This is a genomic window from Streptomyces sp. NPDC047853, assembly GCF_043204535.1.
Classification (GTDB): domain Bacteria; phylum Actinomycetota; class Actinomycetes; order Streptomycetales; family Streptomycetaceae; genus Streptomyces.
The window spans coordinates 143721-166194 of the sequence record NZ_JBIDCI010000012.1; the positions used below are offsets into that span (position 1 = coordinate 143721).

14 protein-coding genes are annotated in these 22474 nt (G+C 68.8%); 4 read left to right on the forward strand and 10 right to left on the reverse strand.

Going from position 1 to position 22474, the window contains the following annotated elements:
- Nucleotides 1–7: 7 nt before the first annotated feature.
- The 7 genes from ACGF5T_RS22990 to ngcE form a co-directional block, all read right to left on the reverse strand.
- Nucleotides 8–1300: a sugar ABC transporter permease gene (locus ACGF5T_RS22990; RefSeq protein WP_356611985.1), complete on the reverse strand. Its 1293-nt coding sequence runs from the start codon at nt 1298–1300 to the stop codon at nt 8–10.
- Nucleotides 1297–2088 carry an ATP-binding cassette domain-containing protein gene (locus ACGF5T_RS22995; protein WP_356611986.1) on the reverse strand — a complete coding sequence of 264 codons (792 nt, stop codon included), beginning with the start codon at nt 2086–2088 and terminating at the stop codon, nt 1297–1299. The genes ACGF5T_RS22990 and ACGF5T_RS22995 overlap by 4 nt, the downstream gene beginning before the upstream one ends.
- A gap of 183 nt (nt 2089–2271) precedes the next feature.
- Nucleotides 2272–3375: a substrate-binding domain-containing protein gene (locus tag ACGF5T_RS23000; RefSeq protein WP_356612059.1), complete on the reverse strand. Its 1104-nt coding sequence runs from the start codon at nt 3373–3375 to the stop codon at nt 2272–2274.
- A gap of 133 nt (nt 3376–3508) precedes the next feature.
- The gene (locus ACGF5T_RS23005; RefSeq protein ID WP_356611988.1) at nt 3509–4720 is read right to left on the reverse strand and encodes an ROK family transcriptional regulator; all 1212 of its coding nucleotides are present in this window, start codon (nt 4718–4720) and stop codon (nt 3509–3511) included.
- A 192-nt stretch (nt 4721–4912) separates the two neighbouring features.
- Complete coding sequence (locus tag ACGF5T_RS23010) at nt 4913–5836, reverse strand: carbohydrate ABC transporter permease (RefSeq protein WP_356611989.1); 924 nt, start codon at nt 5834–5836, stop codon at nt 4913–4915.
- 4 nt (nt 5837–5840) lie between these two features.
- Nucleotides 5841–6767 carry a sugar ABC transporter permease gene (locus tag ACGF5T_RS23015; RefSeq protein WP_356611991.1) on the reverse strand — a complete coding sequence of 309 codons (927 nt, stop codon included), beginning with the start codon at nt 6765–6767 and terminating at the stop codon, nt 5841–5843.
- 85 nt (nt 6768–6852) lie between these two features.
- Nucleotides 6853–8301 (reverse strand): N-acetylglucosamine/diacetylchitobiose ABC transporter substrate-binding protein, encoded by a 1449-nt coding sequence (gene ngcE, locus ACGF5T_RS23020; protein WP_356611992.1) that lies wholly within the window; start codon nt 8299–8301, stop codon nt 6853–6855.
- A gap of 414 nt (nt 8302–8715) precedes the next feature.
- Here ngcE and ACGF5T_RS23025 point away from each other — a divergent pair, with 414 nt between their 5' ends.
- Together ACGF5T_RS23025 and ACGF5T_RS23030 are read left to right on the forward strand one after the other, a co-directional pair.
- Nucleotides 8716–12522 carry a GH92 family glycosyl hydrolase gene (locus ACGF5T_RS23025; protein ID WP_366767874.1) on the forward strand — a complete coding sequence of 1269 codons (3807 nt, stop codon included), beginning with the start codon at nt 8716–8718 and terminating at the stop codon, nt 12520–12522.
- 242 nt (nt 12523–12764) lie between these two features.
- Entirely contained in the window at nt 12765–13697 is a 933-nt protein-coding gene (locus ACGF5T_RS23030) for a VCBS repeat-containing protein (RefSeq protein ID WP_366767873.1), read from the forward strand.
- Between the two features lie 88 nt (nt 13698–13785).
- Here the strand turns inward: ACGF5T_RS23030 and acnA are convergent, their stop codons facing one another.
- A complete protein-coding gene (acnA, locus tag ACGF5T_RS23035) occupies nt 13786–16500 on the reverse strand; it encodes an aconitate hydratase AcnA (protein ID WP_356611998.1) in 2715 nt (904 codons plus the stop codon).
- A gap of 290 nt (nt 16501–16790) precedes the next feature.
- Between acnA and ACGF5T_RS23040 the strand changes: the two genes are divergently transcribed.
- Together ACGF5T_RS23040 and ACGF5T_RS23045 are read left to right on the forward strand one after the other, a co-directional pair.
- The gene (locus tag ACGF5T_RS23040; RefSeq protein WP_079030465.1) at nt 16791–16988 is read left to right on the forward strand and encodes a DUF4236 domain-containing protein; all 198 of its coding nucleotides are present in this window, start codon (nt 16791–16793) and stop codon (nt 16986–16988) included.
- A gap of 76 nt (nt 16989–17064) precedes the next feature.
- Nucleotides 17065–18594 carry a UDP-N-acetylglucosamine 1-carboxyvinyltransferase gene (locus tag ACGF5T_RS23045; RefSeq protein WP_053138723.1) on the forward strand — a complete coding sequence of 510 codons (1530 nt, stop codon included), beginning with the start codon at nt 17065–17067 and terminating at the stop codon, nt 18592–18594.
- Between the two features lie 142 nt (nt 18595–18736).
- On the opposite strand, the gene ACGF5T_RS23050 is transcribed toward ACGF5T_RS23045, so the two are convergent.
- Together ACGF5T_RS23050 and ACGF5T_RS23055 are read right to left on the reverse strand one after the other, a co-directional pair.
- The gene (locus ACGF5T_RS23050) at nt 18737–19255 is read right to left on the reverse strand and encodes a transglycosylase SLT domain-containing protein (RefSeq protein WP_356612000.1); all 519 of its coding nucleotides are present in this window, start codon (nt 19253–19255) and stop codon (nt 18737–18739) included.
- Between the two features lie 473 nt (nt 19256–19728).
- Nucleotides 19729–22464: a TIR domain-containing protein gene (locus tag ACGF5T_RS23055; protein WP_366767872.1), complete on the reverse strand. Its 2736-nt coding sequence runs from the start codon at nt 22462–22464 to the stop codon at nt 19729–19731.
- Nucleotides 22465–22474: the final 10 nt, after the last annotated feature.

Below are 22474 nucleotides of genomic sequence, written 5' to 3' on the forward strand. Positions count from 1 at the left end.
GCGGCGCCTAGGCGCGGCCGGCCGTCTTCTGCGTCTTGCGGGTGACCGCGTCGATGACGACGGTCGCCAGCAGCACGCCACCGGTGATCATGTACTGGACCGGCGAGGCGATGCCCTCCAGGGCGAGGCCGTACTGGATCGAGATGATCACCATGACGCCGAGCAGCGCGTCCCAGGTGCGGCCGCGGCCGCCGAAGAGGGACGTGCCGCCGATGACGGCCGCGGCGATGACGTTCATCAGGAACTCGCCGGTGCCCGCGCCCTGGTTGGCGGAGGCGATCTTCGAGGCGACGAAGAGGCCGCCGATCGCGGCGAAGGTGCCGGCGATCGCGAAGACCGAGATGCGGACCAGGTCCACGTTGATGCCGGCCCTGCGGGACGCCTCGACGCTGCCGCCGAGCGCGTAGACCTTGCGGCCGTAGGCGGTGCGGCGCAGGACGAAGTCCGTGAGCAGCAGGAACGCGAGGAAGATCACCACGGCCAGCGGCAGGCCCTTGTACTGGTTGAAGACGATCGCCACGGCGAAGGCCAGCACGGCGAGCAGCACCGTGCGCACGATGATCTCGTTCAGCGGCCGGGACGGCACCCCGGCGGCCTCGCGCCGGCGGTTGTCGAAGTACGCGGCGAGGAAGTACCCCGCGGTCACGACGACCGCCAGACCGTACGCGGCCGCCACGTCGCTGAAGTAGTAGCTGGTCAGCTTGGCGACGACGCCCTCGGAGTCCAGGTTGATCGTGCCGTTGCTGCCGAGGACCTGGAGCATGAAGCCCTGCCAGAACAGCAGGCCGGCCAGGGTCACGGCGAAGGCCGGGACGCCGATCTTCGCGAAGACGAAGCCGTGGATGGCGCCCGCCACCGTGCCGGTGAGGATGGCCAGCACCAGGGCGAGTATCTCGTTCATCCCGTGCGTGACGCTGAGCACCGCGAAGGTGGCGCCCGCGACACCGCTGACCGAGCCGACCGACAGGTCGATCTCGCCGAGCAGCAGCACGAAGACGATGCCGACGGCGATCATGCCGGTGCCGACCATGGCCACCGACATGTCGGTGAAGTTGCCGGCGGTGAGGAAGTTGGAGTTCAGGCTGGTGAAGATGGCCCAGATGACCAGCAGGCCGACGACGACCGGGAGGGAGCCGAGGTCACCGGCCTTCATCTTCCGCTTGAACTCGCCGAGGTAGCCCGCGAAGCCCTGCTCGCGCACCAGCAGCCGCGGGTCGACCGCGGCGACGGCGGCGGGAGCGGCTTCCGGGTTCGCCGCCGCGCTGTCCGCGGCGGGGGTGGAGGTCTTGTCGATGCTCACTTCTTGATCTCCCCATTGGTGCGCGCCGCACGACGGGTCACGGCGTTCTCCGTGGCGCCCGTGATGGCGGAGATGATCTCCTCCTGCGAGGTCGACTTGACCTCGAAGACGCCGTTGTTGCGCCCGAGGCGCAGGACGGCGACCTTGTCGGCGACCGCCTTGACATCGGCCATGTTGTGGCTGATGAGGATGACGGCGTGCCCGCGTTCGCGCAGCCGCTCGACGAGGTCGAGGACCTGGGCGGTCTGTTCGACGCCGAGGGCGGCGGTGGGCTCGTCGAGGATGACCAGCTTGGGCTCGCCGAGCATGGAGCGGGCGATCGCCACGACCTGGCGCTGACCGCCGGAGAGCGAGGCGATCGGGATGCGGACGCTGGGGATGCGGATGGACAGCGTGTCCAGCAGCTCGCGGGACCGGCGCTCCATCTCCACCTCGTCCAGGACGCCGCGCTTGCGGATCTCCCGGCCCAGGTAGAGGTTGCCGACGACGTCGATGTTGTCGCACAGCGCGAGGTCCTGGTAGACGGTCGCGATGCCCAGGTTCTGGGCGTCGTGCGGCTTGTTGATGCTGACGGCCTTGCCGTCCCACTCGATGGCGCCTTCATCGATGGGGTGCACGCCGGCGATCGTCTTGACCAGCGTGGACTTTCCGGCTCCGTTGTCGCCCACCAGGGCGACCACCTCACCGGCGTGGACCTCAAGCTCTACGTCGGTGAGCGCCTGGACGGCACCGAATCGCTTGGAGACCCCGCGCAACGCCAGCACGGGCGTAGCGGACACGTGAACCATCTCCTTCGCCGCCTGACCCGGCGGGAGGTTGTACAGAGAACTGGGTGGGGGTGCGGGGAGTGCCCGCGGGGGTGTTCCGTCCGGCGCCCCGCGTAGCTTGCGGGGCTGTGAGTGCGGGGCGCCGGAGGAAGCCGCGTGCAGCCGGTCCCGTACGCGCTCAGGCGGTACGGGGGGCGGGGCTGCTTACTTGAGGCCGATCTTGTCGCAGGCCGCCTTGTACTTGCCGCCACAGATCTCGTCGATCGTGTAGAAGCCCTCCTTGACGACGGTGTCCTTGATGTTGTCCTTGGTCAGCGAGACGACCGGGACGAGGACCGTCGGGATGCCCTTGGTGGTGGCGCTGTCGGCCTTGTCCTTGGCGATGGAGTCGAGCGACTCGCCCTTGGCGAGGGCGACGGCCATCTCGCCGGCGACCTCGGCCTCCTGCGGGTAGGACTTGTAGACGCTCATGTACTGCTCGCCGGTGACGATGCGCTGCACGCCCGCGAGTTCGGCGTCCTGGCCGGTGACCGGGATGTCGGAGATGCCGGCGGCCTTCAGGGCGGTGATGATGCCGCCCGCCATGCCGTCGTTGGCGGAGTAGACGCCGACGATCTTGTCCTTGCCGAGGGCGGAGATGGCGCCCTCCATGTTGGCGTTGGCGTTCTCCGGCTTCCACTCCTTGGTGTCGTACTCGCGGCCGACCTTCACCTTGCCGTCGAGGACGGAGTGGGCGCCCTCCTTGAACTGGGCGGCGTTCGGGTCGGTGGAGGAGCCGTTCATCATGACGATCTGGCCGCCCTTGGCCTTGTCGCCGAGCGCCTCCAGGAGGGCCTCGCCCTGGGTCTTGCCGACCGTGACGTTGTCGAACGAGGTGTAGGCGTCGATCGGACCCTCGGCGAGGCGGTCGTAGGCGACGACCGGGATGCCCGCGTCCTTGGCCTTCTTGATCGAGCCGGCGATGGCCTTGGAGTCCACCGCGTCCACGACCAGCACGTCGACCTTGTTGGTCACCATCGTGTCGACCTGCTGCGACTGGAGCGTGGCGTCCTGCTTGGCGTTGGCGTAGACGACCTCGCCCTTGTTGTTCGTGAGCTCCTTGACCTTCTTCTCGATCAAGGGCTTGTCGAACTTCTCGTAGCGCGCGGTCTGGTTCTCCGGAAGGAGGAGCCCGACCTTGATGTCGTCGCCCTTCTTGGCGGCCGAGTCGGACGAGTCGTTCTTGTCGCCGGACTCCTTGGCGCTGCCGCAGGCGGCGAGCGAGACGGCCATGGTGGTGGCGGCGACGACGACGGCGGCACGACGCATACGCGTGTTCACTTCAGAAACCTCCCTGACGAGGCCGCGTCGTTGCGGCCGAGGTGGCTGGAAGTCAACTCGGCCACACGTGCGACGTCAAGAAGTAAATCCTTAACGAGATGACAACGGTGCCATCCGTGCTCTAAGTGAAGGCAGGGGTGGCGGCGGACAGAGCGCCGGTCGCACTTCCGTCCAAAAGGGTCGAATCGCCCATCTCGCTGAGGGCGAGGGCGAGCGCCCCGAGCACCTCCGCGCGGCCTCCCAGTGCCCCTGGGAGCACCGAGAGTTGACGCGCCGCGCTGGGGATCGCGTAGCGGCCCACGGACTCCCTGATGGGCCCCAGAACCAGCTCACCGGCCTCCGCGAGGTCGCCGCCGAGGACGACCCGGCTCGGGTTGAGCAGGTTGCAGAGGTTGGCGACTCCGCTGCCGATGTGGCGGCCCACGTCGGCGATGACCCGCCGGCAGCCCGGGTCGCCGTCCCGGGCCAGCCGCACGACGCCCTCCATGGTCAGATCGGTGCCGTGGCTCGGCTGGAGGAGCGGCAGCACGTAGCGCGCGGCCGCGAAGGTCTCCAGACAGCCCCGGTTGCCGCAGCGGCAGACGGGGCCGGACTCGTCCAGGGTGATGTGCCCGATCTCGCCCGCGGTGCCGCCGGGGCCGCGGTAGATCTTGCCGTCGATCACCAGGCCCGCGCCGACCCCGCTGGCGACCTTGATGTACGCCAGGTCCCGCACGCCCCTGCCGCTGCCCCAGACCAGCTCGCCCAGCGCCCCGAGGTTGGCGTCGTTGTCCACGTGCACCGGCACCCCGAGCCGCCCCCGCAGCTCCTCGGCGGGCTTGGTGCCGCCCCAGCCGGGCAGGATGGCGGTCGAGCCCAGCGTCCCCGACTCCACGTCGATCGGACCGGGCACGCCGAGCCCCACGCCGGCGACCTTGGAGGGGTCGATGCCGGTGGCCGCGATCAGCCGGTTGACCAGCTGTTCCGCCCGGTCGAAGCCCTGCGCGGCGGACGCGTCGACGTCCAGCGGCTCGGACTCCTCGGCCAGCACCTGGTGGGCCAGGTTCCCCACCGCGACGCGCAGGTGGGTGTGCCCGAAGTCCACGCCGATGACGATGCCGGCGTCCCCGCTCAGCGAGACGCTGCGGGCCCGGCGGCCGCCCGCCGAGGTGGGTGTGACCTCGACCGTCCCGCCGTCCTTCAGCTCCCGGACGATGTTCGAGACGGTCGCCGCGGACAGGCCCGTCGTCCTCGCGATCTCCGCCTGCGTGAGCGACCCGGCGAGCCGTACTGCTCGTACGACCCGTTCCAGGTTGGCTCGGTGCAGCGACGACTGCGACCCGGGAGTCTCCACGACGACCTCCTGCGCGCGGGGCCGCTTCTATGAGGCCCCGTCCATGTCCAACTAGTGAACTCTAAGCTGAGCCGTTCGGGTCGCCTCCCGTCAAGAGGTTGAACCGCATCCGGGTGCCCGGTACACAGGGGCACACACGGGTGCGTGCCGCCCCGGGACTCCGGGAGCGGCACGCGCGCGAGGGCGGGGGCGCTATTTCAGGGCGCCCGCCGTCAGGCCCTGCACCACCTGGCGCTGGAAGATGATGTACGCCGCCAGCACCGGCAGCATCGCCATCACCAGGCCGGCGAACAGGCCCGACCAGTCGCCCTTGTAGCCCTGGCTCACCGCCAGCTGCACCAGGCCCTGGGTCAGCACGTGCTTGTCCGGGTCCGTGTTCAGCACGGTCGGCAGCATGTACTGGTTCCACTGCCCCAGGAAGTTGAAGATGCCCACGCTGATCAGGCCCGGCTTGGCCATCGGCAGCATGACCTGGAAGAACGTCCGGGTGTGCGAGGCCCCGTCCACGAACGCGGCCTCCGCCACCGAACTCGGCAGGGTCCGGAAGAAGGCGGTCAGGAAGAACACCGTGAAGGGCAGCGAATAGGCGATGTAGACGAGGATCAGCCCGTGAATGGTGTTCAGCAGCCCCATGTTGTCCACCACGTAGAACAACGGGACCAGCGCCAGCATGATCGGGAAACTCATGCCGCCGACGAACAGGTAATAGATGAAGCGGTTGCCCGGGAATTCGAACCGGGCGAGCACATAGGCGGCCATGGAGCCGAGCACCAGCGTGCCGATGAGCGAACCGCCCACCACCAGGACCGTGTTGAGGAAGTAGTCGCTCATGTGCGCCTGGGACCAGGCCCGCGACCAGTTGTCGAAGTTCAGCTTGTCCGGGAGCGACCAGGGTGAGCCGAAGATGGAGGCGTCGTCCTTGAAGGAGGTCATCACCGCCCACACCAGCGGCATGCCGACCATGATCGCCCAGATCACGAGGACGCCGTGGGAGAAGACGTTGAGGGTGGTGCCCTCCTTCTTCCCCTTCTTGAGGCCGCCGGGTGCGGCCTCGGCCTTCAGGACGGGCGTGCCGGACTCGGCCGGCACGGGGGCGGGGGTCTCGGTCGTCTTCATCTGATCAGTACTCCAGCCGCTCGCGCCGGCCCAGCTTCATCACGACGGCCGCGAAGGCCAGCGTGACGAGGAGCAGGGCGACGCCGATCGTGGTGGCGTAGGCGGCCTGACCGTCCCGGAACGCCTTCTGGTACACGTACAGGACCATCACGGTGGTCGAGTAGTCGGGCCCGCCGGGTCCGACCGTCATGATCTGCACGACGGCGAACGACTCGGCGCCCAGCGCGAGGATGCCCATGTAGACCCAGCCGGACTGCACGGTGTCCCACAGCAGCGGCAGGGTGACCTTGAAGAAGGTCGTGACGCGGGTCGCCCCGTCCAGCAGCGCGGCCTCGTACAGCTCCGCCGGAATGGAGGCCATGCCCGCGGAGAAGAGGACCACGAAGAAGCCGACCGTCGACCAGACGAGCACCGCCATCACGCACCACAGCGCGAGGTTCGGGTCGCCGAGCCACAGCGGCTGCACGGAGTCCAGGCCGAGCCCGCGCAGCAGGGAGTTGACCGCGCCGCTGTCCGGGTTGTACGCGAACTGGAACAGCAGGGCGACGATGGCGATGGAGAGCACCTGCGGGAAGAAGTAGACGATCTTGTAGAAGCCGGAACCCCGGACCCCGGTGATCACCGGGCCGCCCTTCCGCTTCCGGCCGCCCACGTTGATCATGAAGGAGAAGAAGAGCGCCAGGCCGAGCGTCACCAGCGGCACCAGCAGGGCGAACAGGACGCTGTGCCAGAGCGACTTCCAGAAGATGTCGTCGTCGAGCATCCGCGAGTAGTTGTCGAAGCCGACCATCTCGAACTCGGGACTCAGTCCCGTCCAGTCCGTGAACGAGTAGTAGATGGACTGGATGAACGGCCAGACGACGAAGAGCGCGTACAGTCCCAGGGGAACCGCCAGGAACCCCACGATGAACCGGTACTTGCCGTGCTGCATTGCTGATGACCCCGATCTGCGCGCGGGTGGCGCCGCCAGGGCCCGTCCGGCGCCGGAGCGCGGGACGGGCCCTGGCGGCACGTCCTCACTGGTGCTTGTAGTGCTTGATCGACGAGTCCTTGGCGGCCTCGTCGGCGAAGCCCTGGATCTTCTTGATCGTCTCGGCCGGGGTGAGCCGGCCGGCCATCATCTCGCCCAGACAGGAGACGCCGATCTTCTCCTTCTGCAGCTGCACGTACCAGTCCTGCATGCGCGGGTTCACCACGTTGTCGCCGGCCAGTTCCAGCGCCGCGACGCCGGCCTTGAGGCCCGGGGTCAGCTCGATGCCGTCGGTGCCTCCGTTGTAGGCGCTCAGCGACTTCACCTTGCTGGTGAAGTTCTTCGAGGACGCCTCGCTCAGCATGATGCGCAACTGCTCCATGCCGCCGGCGCCGTTGGCCGCCTTGGCCGGGACGATGAAGGGCTCACCGCCGGAGGCCCAGATGGTGCCGAAGGGCATCTTGTCGCTGCCGTCGATGCCGGGCGGGGCCGAGACGGCGAGGTCGAAGTCGGCGGGGATGACGTTGGCCGACTCGTTCTCCACCCAGGAGCCGTTGGGCAGGAACAGGGCGTCGCCCTTGGCCCAGGCGGTCTGCGACTGGATGTGGTCCAGGCCCGGGGTGCCCTTGAGGACGTAGCCCTTCTTGTACAGCTCGTACCAGGCCTCGAAGACCGTCTTGACCGCCGGGTGCTTCCAGGCGTTCGGCTCCAGGTTGTCGATGGCGTCGAGCACCTCGACGCCTCCGACCTTGGCGATCATCGGGGACATCGAGAAGGGGATGTAGTACGGGTACTTGCCCGCGTACGTCCAGCCGGCCATGCCCTTCTTCTTGGCCTTCGCGCAGACCGCGAGCATCTCGTCCCAGGTCTGCGGGTACTCCGCGTCCAGCGAGTCCAGCGCCTTCTTGGAGTACCAGTTCCCGTAGACCGTGTAGGCGTAGTACAGGATCCAGACCGGGTCGCCGTCGAACTGGCCCATCTCGACGATGCCCGGCCGCAGGGTGTCGCGAACCTTCTTGTTCGGGTCGTCGTAGGACGGGGCGTCCAGCAGCGGGGTGAGGTCCGTGAGCTGCTTCTTGCCCACCAGGACGCCCATGTCCATCTGCTCGGCGCCGGAGTTGTCGACGAGGTCGGGCGGGTTGCCGCCGTTGAAGCGCGGCTGGAGGGTGGACTGGATCTTCTGGGTGGCGGAGAACTTCACCGTGGCCTCGGGGAAGGCCTTCTCGTACAGCTTCACGGCGTCCTCGGCGTACTCCTTGCCGAAGCCCCCGTCGAAGAGGACGAACTCCATCTTGGCGCTCTCGTTGACCGCCAGCGGGTTCTCTGCGGACTTCTTGCCCGCCTCCGCCTTCTCCTGGTCGTCCCCGCCGCCGCTCGCGCAGGCGGAGAGGAAGCTCATGGTCGGTACGGAGATCAGGCCGAGCGCCGCGGAACGCTTGATCAGATCGCGGCGGCCGACGCCCTTGCCGTCGTTCTCGGCGGAAGTGGATCCCATGCTCAAGTCCTCGCCTTCTCCAGGACTCAGGCGGTGAACCGGATCCTCCCCGGCACCGCGATCGGGTCACGCTGGGTCGTGCAGGAAATGCGGGTACTGCTGTACGGACACTGCTGTTCGGGCGCTCTGGCGGTTCCTCTTCGCGATTCCCCCGGATCCCCCCGATGGGCGACAGGTATAGTCCACTTTCCGTCGGCTGAGCAAGATCGAATGCAAGGTTGGCGGTACGTCTTTTCCGAGTTGAGACCTCCCGGAAATATGAACGGCCTGTGTCTCACTTGCCGGAAGAATCCCCTCCATAAGCCTCGAACGCCACAAGCAACACCCTTGACATCACATGTCACTTGACCGCTACTGGTCCTTGCGCAGTTGAGTTGACAACGTTGTCCCCAGCGCAGGGAGGGTGGCCAGGGCATGCAGTACAGAGTTCGGCACAGATGGGGTCCGGCGGTCGTGATGACGACCGCCTTCGCCGTGGCGGTGGGTTCGCAGGGGGCGGCCGTCGCGCTGCCCGGGGCGCCCGCCAAGGCCGACCGGGAGTTCAGCTCCTCGTTCGAGGCGGACGATCCGGCTCCGGACTGGCTCAACACCGTGGACACGGGCCGGGACGGCAAGAAGCGGGCCTCGGGCGTCGACGGCGGATTCAGCACCGGCATACCGGGCAGCGTCACCGACCACGTCACCGAGGTGCGGGCGAGCGCGGAGAACGCGGGCGGCGGTGAGGTCAAGGAGAACCTCGTCGACGGTGAACCGACCACCAAGTGGCTGACCTTCGAGAAGACCGGCTGGGTCGAGTTCGACCTGGACGAGCCGGCGAAGATCGCGAAGTACGCGCTCACCTCCGCCAACGACCACGACGAGCGCGACCCGGTCGACTGGACCCTCAAGGGCTCGGCGGACGGCGCCGACTGGCGGACGCTGGACACCCGTTCCGGGGAGTCCTTCGACGAGCGGTTCCAGACGACGACGTACGACCTGGCCGAGGCGGCCGAGTACCGACACTTCCGACTGGAGATCACGAAGAACAACGGGGCGGGCGACGCGCTCCAGCTCGCCGACGTGCACCTGGCCACCGCCGCCACCGAGACGCCGACCCCCGAGGACATGCTCTCGCTCGTCGACCGCGGCCCCAGCGGCTCGCCGACGGCGAAGGCGGGCGCCGGCTTCACCGGCAGGCACGCGCTGCGGTACGCGGGCCGGCACACCGCGGACGGCCGGGCCTACTCGTACAACAAGGTCTTCGACGTCGACGTGAAGGTCGACCGCCGCACGGAGCTGTCGTACAAGATCTTCCCGGCGATGGCCGACGGCGACCTCGACTACGACGCCACGAACGTCTCCGTCGACCTCGCCTTCACCGACGGCACCCACCTGAGCGACCTCAGGGCCACCGACCAGCACGGGTTCCCGCTGACGCCGCGCGGTCAGGGCGACGCCAAGATCCTCTACGTCAACCAGTGGAACAGCGTGAGGTCGGGGATCGGGTCGGTCGCGGCCGGCAAGACCGTCGACCGCATCCTGGTGGCGTACGACTCCCCCAAGGGCCCGGCGAAGTTCCGGGGCTGGCTGGACGACGTGGCCATCGAGCGGGCCGAGCCCGAGCGGCCGAAGGCCCACCTGTCGGACTACGCGCTGACCACCCGCGGTACCAACTCCACCGGCGGCTTCTCGCGCGGCAACAACATCCCGGCGACCGCCGTCCCGCACGGCTTCAACTTCTGGACGCCGGTGACCAACGCCGGGTCGCTGAGCTGGCTGTACGACTACGCGCGCGGCAACAACGCGGACAACCTGCCGACCCTGCAGGCGTTCAGCGCGAGCCACGAGCCGAGCCCCTGGATGGGCGACCGGCAGACCTTCCAGGTGATGCCGTCCGCGGCCTCCGGCACCCCGGACACCGGCCGTGACGCCCGCGAGCTGGCCTTCCGGCACGAGAACGAGACCGCCCGGCCGTACTACTACGGGGTGCGGTTCGAGAACGGTCTGAAGGCCGAGATGGCGCCGACCGACCACGCCGCGATGATGCGCTTCACCTACCCCGGTGACGACGCGAGCGTGATCTTCGACAACGTCAACGACCAGGCCGGCCTGACCCTGGACAAGGAGAACGGCACCTTCAGCGGCTACTCCGACGTCAAGTCGGGGCTGTCCACGGGCGCCACCCGCCTCTTCGTCCACGGCGAGTTCGACAGCAAGGTCACCGGCGGCGACGCCGGCGGCGTCAAGGGCCACCTGCGCTTCGACGCGGGCCGGGACCGCACCGTGACGCTGCGCATCGCCACCTCGCTGATCAGCGTCGAGCAGGCGAAGGACAACCTGCGCCAGGAACTCCCGGCACGCGCCTCCTTCGACAGGGTCAAGCGCGACGCCCAGAAGCAGTGGGACAAGATCCTCGGCAAGGTCGAGGTCGAGGGCGCCACGCAGGACCAGCTGACCACGCTGTACTCCAGCCTCTACCGGCTGTACCTGTACCCGAACGCGGGCCACGAGAAGGTCGACGGGACGTACAAGTACGCCTCCCCGTTCTCCAAGGCGGTCAAGGAGGACACCCCGACGGAGACCGGCGCCAAGATCGTCGACGGCAAGGTCTACGTCAACAACGGCTTCTGGGACACCTACCGGACCACCTGGCCCGCGTACTCCTTCCTGACCCCGTCCAAGGCCGGTGAACTGGTCGACGGCTTCGTGCAGCACTACAAGGACGGCGGCTGGACCTCCCGCTGGTCCTCCCCCGGCTACGCGGACCTGATGACCGGCACCTCCTCGGACGTGGCCTTCGCCGACGCCTACGTCAAGGGCGTCGACTTCGACGCGAAGGCGGCGTACGACGCGGCCGTCAAGAACGCCACCACCGTGCCCCCGTCCTCGGGCGTGGGCCGCAAGGGCATGGCGACCTCGCCGTTCCTCGGCTACACCAGCACCGCGACGCACGAGGGCCTGTCGTGGGCGCTGGAGGGCTACCTCAACGACTACGGCATCGCGAAGATGGGCGAGCAGCTCTACAAGGAGACGGGACAGAAGCGGTACAAGGAGGAGTCGGCGTACTTCCTCAACCGCGCCCAGGACTACGTCAACATGTTCGACGCGAAGGCCGGCTTCTTCCAGGGCAAGGACGCGGCGGGCAAGTGGCGCGTGGACTCCGAGAAGTACGACCCGCGCGTGTGGGGCCACGACTACACGGAGACCAACGGCTGGGGCTACGCCTTCACCGCCCCGCAGGACAGCCGGGGCCTGGCCAACCTCTACGGCGGCCGCCAGGGACTCGGTGACAAGCTCGACGAGTACCTGTCCACACCCGAGACGGCCTCCCCCGAGTTCGTCGGCTCCTACGGCGGGGTCATCCACGAGATGACCGAGGCGCGGGACGTCCGGATGGGCATGTACGGGCACTCCAACCAGGTCGCCCACCACGCCCTGTACATGTACGACGCGGCCGGGCAGCCGTACAAGACGCAGAAGAACGTCCGCGAGGTGCTCTCCCGCCTGTACACCGGCAGCGACATCGGCCAGGGCTACCACGGCGACGAGGACAACGGCGAGCAGTCGGCCTGGTTCCTCTTCTCCGCCCTCGGCTTCTACCCGCTGGTGATGGGCAGCGGCGAGTACGCCATCGGCTCCCCGCTGTTCACCAAGGCGACCGTCCACCTGGAGAACGGCCGCGAGCTGGTCGTCAAGGCGCCGAAGAACAGCATGAAGAACGTCTACGTGCAGGGTCTGAAGGTCAACGGCAAGCGGTGGAACTCCACTTCGCTCCCGCACTCGCTGATCGCGAAGGGCGGTGTCCTGGAGTTCGACATGGGCGCGAAGCCCTCCGCGTGGGGCACCGGCGCGAACGCCGCGCCGCCGTCGATCACGCAGGACGACGAGGTGCCGACCCCGCGCGCGGACGCCGTCGGGGGCGAGGGCGCCCTGTTCGACGACACGTCGGCGACGGAGGCGGCCGTGACCTCGCTCGACCTGCCGGTGTCCGGGAAGGGCGCCGAGGCGGTCCAGTACACCCTGACGTCGCCGGCCGACCGGACGAAGGCCCCGACGGGCTGGAAGCTCGAGGGCTCGGCCGACGGCACGACCTGGCGGACGCTGGACCAGCGCACGGGCGAGTCCTTCGCCTGGGACCGGCAGACGCGGGCGTTCTCGGTGAAGTCACCGGGCACGTACACGAAGTACCGGCTGGTCCTGGACGGCGAGCACACGCTGGCGGAGGTGGAACTGCTGGCGTGAGGGTGAGCGCGCGCCGAAGGTGAGCGCGGGATGACGACGCGGGGTACGCCGGGCGACTGGCGTACCCCGCAAAAGGTTGTACGGCCCACGTTGCGCTTGCATACCTGTTCTGTACCGCTCTCGTCCCCTGCCGTAAATCTGATTGACGTGTGAACGTCATGTGTAAGGATCACGAAGTACCCCGGGAACCTGCGGACTTACCCGTCCGCGATCCCTTCAGCATGACCAGATGGAGGACCCACGTGGCCAAAAGCTCCGGCCTGAACACGCGTCGCGCCCTGGCGCGTGCCACGGCTGCGGCGCTCACCGCCGCTCTGGTGGCGACCGGTGCGAGCACCGCCGTCGCCGCCGACGCGCCGGGACCGATCGCGTCCCGGCCGCACGTCGACGCGAAGACGTCGGACAAGTCGAAGTTCGGCGCGTCCGCGCTGCCCGGCGACGCGCAGATCAACCCGCTGTTCGGTGTGGACGGCAACGGCGACCTGTGGAGCTACTACCCCACCGGCGAGGGCGGTCTGGACTCCCGCCTGGACTCCGGGTACGGGTGGGCTTCGGCCCGCGCCATGACGCAGGTCGACCAGGACGACGACGGCTACTCGGACGGCCTCTGGCACGTCACCTCCGGCGGACAGCTCTACTACGCCCCCTGGAACACGGAGGACCACACCTTCGTCGGCAACGGCTGGAAGATCTACAACCAGGTGTTCTCGCCGGCGAACGTCGGTGGCGCCGCCGCCGACGACCTGCTCGCCCGGGACAGCTCCGGCGTGCTGTGGCTGTACCTCGGCTACGGCAACGGCAAGCTGACCCAGCGTTACAAGGTCGGCAGCGGGTGGAACGCGTACACCCACATCACCGGCAAGGGCGACCTGACCGGTGACGGCAAGGACGACATCGTCGCCAAGGACAAGTCCGGCGTGCTGTGGCTCTACAAGGGCACCGGCAACTACAAGGCGCCGTTCTCGTCCCGCGCCCGCATCGGTGGCGGCTGGAACACGTACAACAACATCGTGTCCGTCGGTGACATCGACATCGACGGCATCACGGACCTGGTCGCCCGCAACAAGAGCGGGGCCCTGTACCTGTACAAGGGCACCGGCAACGGCGCCAAGCCGCTCAGCTCGCCGGTGAAGATCGGCGCCGGCGGCTGGAACACGTACCGCCTGCTCTTCTGAGGCACCCCGTGCCTTCGCTGAAGGCATGAACGAGGGCCGCACCCCCGGTGATCCGGGGGTGCGGCCCTCAGTCGTCGTGCGGTGGAACCTACTTGCGGATCAGGCTGCGCAGCACGTACTGCAGGATGCCGCCGTTGCGGTAGTAGTCCGCCTCACCGGGGGTGTCGATGCGGACGACCGCGTCGAACTCGACACCGGTGTCGGTGGTGACCTTCACCGTGCGCGGGGTGGTGCCCTCGTTCAGCTCGGTCACGCCGGAGACGGAGAAGGACTCCTCGCCGGTCAGGCCGAGGGAGGCCGCGGTCTGGCCCTCCGGGAACTGGAGCGGCAGGACGCCCATGCCGATGAGGTTCGAGCGGTGGATGCGCTCGTAGGACTCGGCGATGACGGCCTTGACGCCGAGGAGCGCGGTGCCCTTGGCGGCCCAGTCGCGGGACGAGCCGGAACCGTACTCCTTGCCGGCCAGGACGACGAGCGGGATGCCCTGCTCGATGTAGTTGCGCGAGGCGTCGTAGATGAACGACACCGGACCGCCGTCCTGGGTGAAGTCGCGGGTGTAGCCGCCCTCGGTGCCCGGCGCGATCTGGTTGCGCAGGCGGATGTTGGCGAAGGTGCCGCGGATCATGATCTCGTGGTTGCCGCGACGCGAGCCGTAGCTGTTGAAGTCGCGGCGCTCGACGCCGTGCTCCGTCAGGTACTTGCCGGCCGGGGTGTCGGCCTTGATCGCGCCGGCCGGGGAGATGTGGTCGGTGGTGACCGAGTCGCCCAGCTTGGCGAGCACGCGGGCACCGGAGATGTCCTCGACCGGGGCCGGCTCCATGCCCATGCCCTCGAAGTACGGGGGCTTGCGCACGTAGGTGGACTCGCCGTCCCACTCGAAGGTGTCGCCGGTGGGGATGGACAGCGCCTGCCACTGGGCGTCGCCCGCGAAGACGTCGCTGTAGGACTTGGCGAACATGTCCTCGCCGATGGCGTTGGCGACGACGTCGTTGACCTCGGCCTCGGAGGGCCAGATGTCCTTCAGGTAGACGGGGTTGCCGTCCTGGTCGGCGCCCAGGGCGTCCTTGGTGATGTCCACCTTCATGGAGCCCGCGAGGGCGTAGGCGACCACCAGCGGCGGGGACGCCAGGTAGTTCATCTTGACGTCGGGGTTGATCCGGCCCTCGAAGTTGCGGTTGCCGGAGAGCACCGAGGTGACGGCGAGGTCGTGGTCGTTGACGGCCTTGGAGACCTCGTCCGGCAGCGGGCCGGAGTTGCCGATGCAGGTGGTGCAGCCGTAGCCGACGAGGTTGAAGCCGACCTTGTCGAGGTAGGGGGTCAGGCCCGCCTTCTCGAAGTAGTCGGTGACGACCTTGGAGCCCGGGGCGAGGGTGGTCTTGACCCACGGCTTGCGGGTCAGGCCCTTCTCGACCGCCTTCTTGGCCACCAGGGCGGCGGCGACCATGACGTACGGGTTGGAGGTGTTGGTGCAGGAGGTGATGGCCGCGACCGTCACCGCACCGTGGTCCAGCTCGTAGGTCGTGCCGTCGGGGGCGGTGACCGGGACCGGGTTGGACGGCACGCCGTTGGTGACGGCGGGGGCGTCGGAGGCCGGGAAGGACTCCTGGCCCGCCTCGTCCACGCTGTCGACGTAGTTGCGCACGTCCTGCTTGAACTGCTCGGCGGCGTTCGCGAGGACGATGCGGTCCTGCGGGCGCTTCGGGCCGGCGATGGAGGGGACGACCGTGGAGAGGTCCAGCTCCAGCTTCTCGGAGAAGTCCGGCTCGGCCTTCGGGTCCAGCCAGAGGCCCTGCTGCTTGGCGTACGCCTCGACGAGCGCGACCTGCTGGTCGGAGCGGCCGGTCAGACGCATGTAGTTCAGCGTCTCGTCGTCGATCGGGAAGATCGCGGCGGTGGAGCCGAACTCCGGCGACATGTTGCCGATGGTGGCGCGGTTGGCGAGGCTCGTGGCCGCCACACCCTCGCCGTAGAACTCGACGAACTTGCCGACGACGCCGTGCTTGCGCAGCATCTCGGTGATCGTGAGGACCAGGTCGGTGGCGGTGGTGCCGGGGGTCAGCTCACCGGTGAGCTTGAAGCCGACGACGCGCGGGATCAGCATGGAGACCGGCTGGCCGAGCATCGCGGCCTCGGCCTCGATGCCGCCGACGCCCCAGCCGAGGACGCCGAGGCCGTTGACCATGGTGGTGTGCGAGTCGGTGCCGACCAGGGTGTCGGGGTAGGCCTTGCCGTCACGGGTCATGACGACGCGGGCCAGGTGCTCGATGTTCACCTGGTGGACGATGCCGGTGCCCGGGGGGACGACCTTGAAGTCGTCGAAGGCGGTCTGGCCCCAGCGCAGGAACTGGTAGCGCTCCTTGTTGCGGCCGTACTCCAGGTCGACGTTCTGCTGGAAGGCGTCGTTGGTGCCGAACTTGTCGGCGATGACCGAGTGGTCGATGACCATCTCGGCCGGGGAGAGCGGGTTGATCTTGTTCGGGTCGCCGCCCAGCTCCTTGACGGCCTCACGCATGGTGGCGAGGTCGACCACGCAGGGCACGCCCGTGAAGTCCTGCATGATCACGCGGGCGGGCGTGAACTGGATCTCCTGGGACGGCTGGGCCTGCGAGTCCCATCCGCCGAGGGCGCGGATGTGGTCGGCGGTGATGTTCGCGCCGTCCTCGGTGCGGAGCAGGTTCTCCAGCAGGACCTTCAGGCTGTAGGGAAGGCGCGCGGAGCCCTCGACCTTGTCCAGCCGGAAGATCTCGTACGACTCGTCGCCCACCTGCAGCGTGCTGCGGGCGTCGAAGCTGTTCGCCGACACGACAGTCTCCTTCATTTATGTGCGCGTACCACCGCATCCTGCCGCCACGCCACCCTGGCCAATCCGCTAAGGTAAGGCTAAGTTAGGTAACCCTTACCAGGGTGGCGACCGCGGTACGCCTCGGCAGATATCTCGATGTCGAGATAACTCTAGTACATGGGGGCGGCCGGGTCATGCCCGGGCGCGGTGTGGCGTGCGCCCCACCCGGGTGACCCCGGCGGCCATCTCTACGCCGAACCGGGGTATCCGACTTGCGCCGGAACCCCCGGCACTACTCGGAAGGGGGCAAGATGCCGCTCACGTTCCGCAAGAGCTTCCGGATCCTCCCCGGAGTGCGGCTGAACATCAACAAGCGCTCGTGGTCCATCACGACCGGTGGCAAGAACGGTCCGCGCCACACCCGCAGCAGCACCGGACGTCGTACGACATCGATGGATTTGCCCGGGCCTTTCGGATGGCGCCGCACGACGACCAGCAAGCGGCGCTGAGCCCGGCGTCGACACCCCGTCACCCGGACGGACCCCCCGAGAGGCGCGATCTCATATCTGAGATAGCCTCAAGCTCATGGCAGACGACTACCTCGTACGCATCGGCAAGCTCATCCGTGACGCCCGGCAGCACCGCGGCTGGACCCAGTCACAGCTTGCGGAGGCGCTCAACACCAGTCAGAGCGCCGTCAACCGCATCGAGCGCGGCAACCAGAACATCAGCCTTGAGATGATCGCCCGAATCGGTGAAGCGCTGGACAGCGAGATCGTCTCTCTGGGTTACTCGGGCCCGATGCACCTGCGTGTGGTCGGCGGCCGGCGCCTCTCGGGGGCCATCGACGTCAAGACCAGCAAGAACGCCTGCGTGGCCCTGCTGTGCGCCTCGCTGCTCAACAAGGGGCGCACGGTGCTGCGCCGGGTCGCCCGGATCGAGGAGGTCTACCGCCTCCTGGAGGTCCTCAACTCCATCGGCGTGCGCACCCGCTGGATCAACGACGGCACCGACCTGGAGATCGTGCCGCCGAGCGAGCTGAACATGGAGGCCATCGACGCCGAGGCGGCCGTCCGCACCCGCTCCATCATCATGTTCCTCGGCCCGCTGCTGCACCGCATGGACCGCTTCCGGCTGCCCTACGCCGGCGGCTGCGACCTCGGCACCCGGACCATCGAGCCGCACATGATCGCGCTGCGCCGCTTCGGCCTGGACGTCGCCGCGACGGAGGGCCACTACCACGCGGTCGTGGACCGCCAGGTGCGCCCGGACCGCCCGATCGTGCTGACCGAGCGCGGCGACACGGTCACCGAGAACGCGCTCCTCGCCGCCGCCCGCCACGACGGCGTCACCGTCATCCGCAACGCCTCCTCCAACTACATGGTCCAGGACCTCTGCTTCTTCCTGGAGGCCCTCGGCGTCCGCGTCGAAGGCATCGGCACCACCACCCTCACCGTGCACGGCATGCCGGTCATCGACGCCGACGTCGACTACTCCCCCTCCGAGGACCCGGTGGAGGCGATGAGCCTGCTCGCCGCCGCCGTGGTCACGGAGTCGGAGCTGACGGTCCGCCGGGTCCCGATCGAGTTCCTGGAGATCGAGCTGGCGGTCCTGGAGGAGATGGGCCTGGACAACGACCGCACGCCGGAGTACTTCGCCGACAACGGCCGTACCCGCCTGGTGGACCTGACCGTGCGCCCCTCCAAACTCGAAGCGCCGATCGACAAGATCCACCCCATGCCCTTCCCGGGCCTGAACATCGACAACGTCCCCTTCTTCGCGGCCATCGCGGCCTCGGCGCAGGGCCAGACCCTCATCCACGACTGGGTCTACGACAACCGCGCCATCTACCTGACCGACCTCAACCGCCTCGGCGGCCGCCTCCAGCTCCTGGACCCCCACCGCGTCCTGGTCGAGGGCCCCACCCGCTGGCGCGCCGCCGAGATGATGTGCCCGCCGGCCCTGCGCCCCGCCGTGGTCGTCCTGCTGGCCATGATGGCCGCCGAGGGCACGTCGGTGCTGCGCAACGTGTACGTCATCAACCGCGGCTACGAGGACCTGGCGGAGCGGCTGAACTCGATCGGGGCGCAGATCGAGATCTTCCGGGACATCTGAGCCCGAGTAGGGCACGGCGTGCGACGCAGGCGGGGCCGGAGGGACGTGTCGTCCCTCCGGCCCCGCCGTGCTGCCTGAGCCCCGCCGGCCTCCGCGTGGGACCGGTCGTCCCTGGGGCTCAGGCGGTCGGTGGGTCCGCCGGTCAGTAGGCGGAGTCGACGTTGTCCATGGAGCCGTACTTGTCGGCCGCGTAGTTGCAGGCGGCGACGATGTTGGCGACCGGGTCGGTGATGGAGTCCTTCGTGCCCTTGACGTGGAAGGCGTCGAACGTGGGCTGGATCGTCTGGAGCAGGCCCTTGGAGGGGATGCCGTTCTGGGCGTTGACGTCCCAGTTGTTCTGCGCGTTCGGGTTGCCGGACGACTCGCGCATGATGTTGCGGTGCACGCCCTCGTAGGTGCCCGGGATGTTCTTGGCGTGCATGACGTCCAGGGCGGTGCGGATCCAGCCGTCGAGGTCGTCCCCGTGCTTCTTCTCGCCGGCCTTGACGATGGCCGCGATCTTGTCGGTCTGGGCCTGGGTCTGCGCGGTGGAGGCCTTGGCCGGCTCGGCGGCGTGCGCCGGGCTCGGGACGAGGGTGAGGCTGACGGCGGCGGCGCCCGCGGCGGCGAGGGAGGCCACGGCGGACTTGCGGACGTGGGGGCGGCGCATGAGGGCGTGCATGGGTGTACCTCTCCATTCGGGAACGTGATGGGGAGGCCGACGGGGGGTCGGCGACGCGGTGTCCGCGTGGGACGCGTCTTCGCGTCATCAGGGCCGGTGTCTGGATCCCGGACGGGTTTTCCCGTCCCGGTCCGGCGCTCGGCTCCCCGGTACGCCGAACAGACTGCGGAACGTTCGGGCGCCGCGACAAGTGTGTGACCTACTACGCCGCTTCGCAGACCGTCCGCGTGACCGCCCGGACGGCCGGCGACCACGTGGGCGAGCGGCCGTCGGGCGTCTACTAACCCCGGCCCTGTGTGACGTGAGCCCTGTGCGCGCCCTCACAGAGCCGGTCACCCGACGGTCGCTCCTCGTCACCCTGCGGAAGCAGGTGCCTCACTCCATGAAACGGAACAGTCACCTTTCGGGGACGAAGAACGAAGGACGAATGGGCCGCCACGACCACGTCACCGGTCGCCCCGCCGCCCCGGCGCTCACTTCGGGCAGAGCGGGCGGGACTCGGGTCCCGGGGGTACGGCCTCGCGCCACCGGGCGGTGGTGAACGCGCCGCCCGCCCATCCGCACAGTGACCGGACCGGGTCCACCGTCACGTCGACGTTCCACCGCTGTGCCGTGCCGTCCTGGGCCCAGCTGATCAGCGTCCTACCGTCAGGGGGGAACGCCACACCGGCGACGCCCGCGGCGTGACCTTCCAGCGGATCGCCGATCTGGCGCTCGGTGGCGACGTCCCAGAGGCGGACGGTGTGGTCGTTGCCCCCGGTGGCGAGGGTGCTTCCGTCGGGGCTGAAGACCACGGACGTGACACCGCCGCGGTGGCCCCGCAGTGGGGTCCCGATCCGTTCGTGCGTGGCCGCGTCCCAGAGCCGGACGGTGTCGTCGCGGCTCGCGGTGGCGAGCGTGGTGCCGTCCGGGCTCCAGGCCACCGCCGTGATCTGCGCGGTGTGATCGATCGGCGTCTCGTCGATGCGGTGGTGCGTGACCATGTTCCAGAACGCCACGGTGTTGTCCTCCGTGACGGTGGCGAGGACCCGGCCGTCCGGGCTCCACGCGAAGCTGTCGGACCGGGCACCCAGTGTGGTGCTGGTGGGAGGCCGCGCTGACAGGTCCCACACGCGGACGGAGTCCGGACCGCCGCTCACGAGGGTCCTGCCCTTCGGGCCGAAGGCCAGCGCACCGACGTCGCCTGTGTCCAGCAGCGGTTCGCCGAGGGGGCGGCGGGTGGTGACGTCCCAGAGTCGTAGCCCGTCGGACCCGATCGCGAGGACCGCGCTGTCGGCGCGGAACGCGAGGCCGGGGTCGAGCTCGTCGGCATCGCGGACCAGTGGATCGTCGCCCCGGCGTCGCGTGGCGACGTTCCAGAGGCTCACGGTCTCCTCGGGGTCGGCGACGGCCAGGGTCCGACCGTCCGGGCTGAGCGCTGCGTTGCCCTGTCCCCCTGTGTCGATCGGTGCTGCGGCCCGACGCAGCGTACGGATGTCCCAGAGGCGGACCGCGGTGTCCTCGCTCGAACTGGCCAGGACCGATCCGTCCGGGCTGAAGGCGACGGCCCGGGCCGTGGTGGTGTGGCCGATGAGCGGGCCGCCCACCTGGGCGCGCCGCCGGAGATCCCAGAGTCGCACTCCGCCGTCCTCGTAGGCGGCGGCGAGCACGGTGCTGTCGGGGCTGAAGGTGATCGATCTGATCCCCGTGGAAGGGGAGGCGATCGGCTCTCCGATCGGGGTCTGCGTCGACATGTCCCACCACCGGAGGCCGCCGTCGATGTCAGCCGTGGCGAAGGTCTCACCGTCGGGGCTGAAGGAGAGTGACGTGACGACCTCGCCGGGGTGCCTCGACGCTCCCGCGACCGGTGCGCGCGAGTCGGTGTCCCAGAGCTGCACTCCGCCCCGGTCAGCGCTGGAGCCCACACGAGTGCCGTCGGAGTTCACGGCGAGGAAGTGTCCCGCGCTGTCGAGCGGCTGACCGATCTGGCGGCGGGTCGCCAGGTCCCACACCCGTAGCGTCCCCAGCCCGACGGTGACGAGTGTTCTGCCGTCGTGACGGAAGGCGACTGAATGGACCGCCCCGGAGCGGGCGTTGAGGGGGGCGCCGATCTGCGTGCCGCCGGAGACGTCCCAGAGCCGGACGGTGCCGTCGAATCCCGAGCTGGCGAGTGTCCTGCCGTCCGGCGCGAAGGCGATCGACGTGATGCCCTGGTGGTGCCCGATGAGGGGGCGCCCCGTCGTCCGTTGTGTCCGGGTCCGCCAGAGTCTCACCACCCCGTCGCCACCGCCGGAGGCCACGGTCCTGCCGTCAGGGCTGAAGGCCACCGCGTCCACGGGCACCGAGTGGGAGAGCACTCCGGACGCCGGATCGACCGATGCGTGCAGGACCGCGAAACGGGTCTGTGGAGAAGGGTCGATACGCCACGCGGCCAAGGCCTTCAACCGGGCGGCGAACGGGTCCCGGCCGGTGAGCGACGAGCTCTGGTTGACGAGTTGCTGGACGACGGCCTGGTCGCGCTGCCGGGTGGCCTCGGCACGCGAGAGGACCGCGACCACCGACAAGGTGCTCGCGATCAGCGTCAGACAGCCCAACACGGCGGCGACGATCCTCGCCGTCCGCAGGTTGCGCCGGGTGTCGCGCAAGCCTTCCGACCGGAGTTCGTCCTCGGAGAGGCCGCGCACGACGGACGCGACACCGAAGGCGACTCCGTCGACATCGGGAGCGAAGCCCGCGCCACCGTGGGGGCGCAGGTCCACGGTCTTCCAGACGGGTTGCTGCTGGAACTTCCCCGCCAGCCGGGCCGGTAGCGCCGTCGACAGTTCAGGATCCCAGTCGCCCTGCCGCTCGTCCCACACCAGTTGCCCGGCCGTGACGACGAGCAGGATGGTGTGTACCGACTTGTGCTCCAACCACCAGGCGATCTCGCGGTCGACCCACACCGACGCCCTCGCCTCCGGTGACGCCAGGACCACGAGCCAGTCGGAGCGGGCGAGACCGGCCTCGATCTTGCCCCACAGCTCCGGCCCGATCGACACACCCGTCTTGTCGAGGAAGACCCTGATGCGCGGTGGCTTGTACCAGGGCCGGGACTGCTTCTCGATCTCGTGCCGCAGCCGAGGCAGCCATCGTCGGTCGCGCTCACCGCTGTAGGACAGGAAGACGCCGTACCCCAGCTCGGCTCTGACCGGTCCGCGGCCGGCCACGGCGGAGCGCAGCCGGGCGGACACCGATCCGAGC

Excerpts from the sequence above, each read along its gene's own strand:
- ACGF5T_RS23040 (WP_079030465.1), top strand. The coding sequence starts at position 16,791 with ATGCCGCTCACGTTCCGCAAGAGCTTCCGGATCCTCCCCGGAGTGCGG.
- ACGF5T_RS23025 (WP_366767874.1), top strand. The coding sequence starts at position 8,716 with ATGCAGTACAGAGTTCGGCACAGATGGGGTCCGGCGGTCGTGATGACG.
- ACGF5T_RS23015 (WP_356611991.1), bottom strand. The coding sequence starts at position 6,767 with ATGCAGCACGGCAAGTACCGGTTCATCGTGGGGTTCCTGGCGGTTCCC.
- ACGF5T_RS23050 (WP_356612000.1), bottom strand. The coding sequence starts at position 19,255 with ATGCACGCCCTCATGCGCCGCCCCCACGTCCGCAAGTCCGCCGTGGCC.
- ACGF5T_RS23000 (WP_356612059.1), bottom strand. The coding sequence starts at position 3,375 with ATGCGTCGTGCCGCCGTCGTCGTCGCCGCCACCACCATGGCCGTCTCG.
- ngcE (WP_356611992.1), bottom strand. The coding sequence starts at position 8,301 with ATGGGATCCACTTCCGCCGAGAACGACGGCAAGGGCGTCGGCCGCCGC.
- ACGF5T_RS23045 (WP_053138723.1), top strand. The coding sequence starts at position 17,065 with ATGGCAGACGACTACCTCGTACGCATCGGCAAGCTCATCCGTGACGCC.
- ACGF5T_RS23010 (WP_356611989.1), bottom strand. The coding sequence starts at position 5,836 with ATGAAGACGACCGAGACCCCCGCCCCCGTGCCGGCCGAGTCCGGCACG.
- ACGF5T_RS22995 (WP_356611986.1), bottom strand. The coding sequence starts at position 2,088 with ATGGTTCACGTGTCCGCTACGCCCGTGCTGGCGTTGCGCGGGGTCTCC.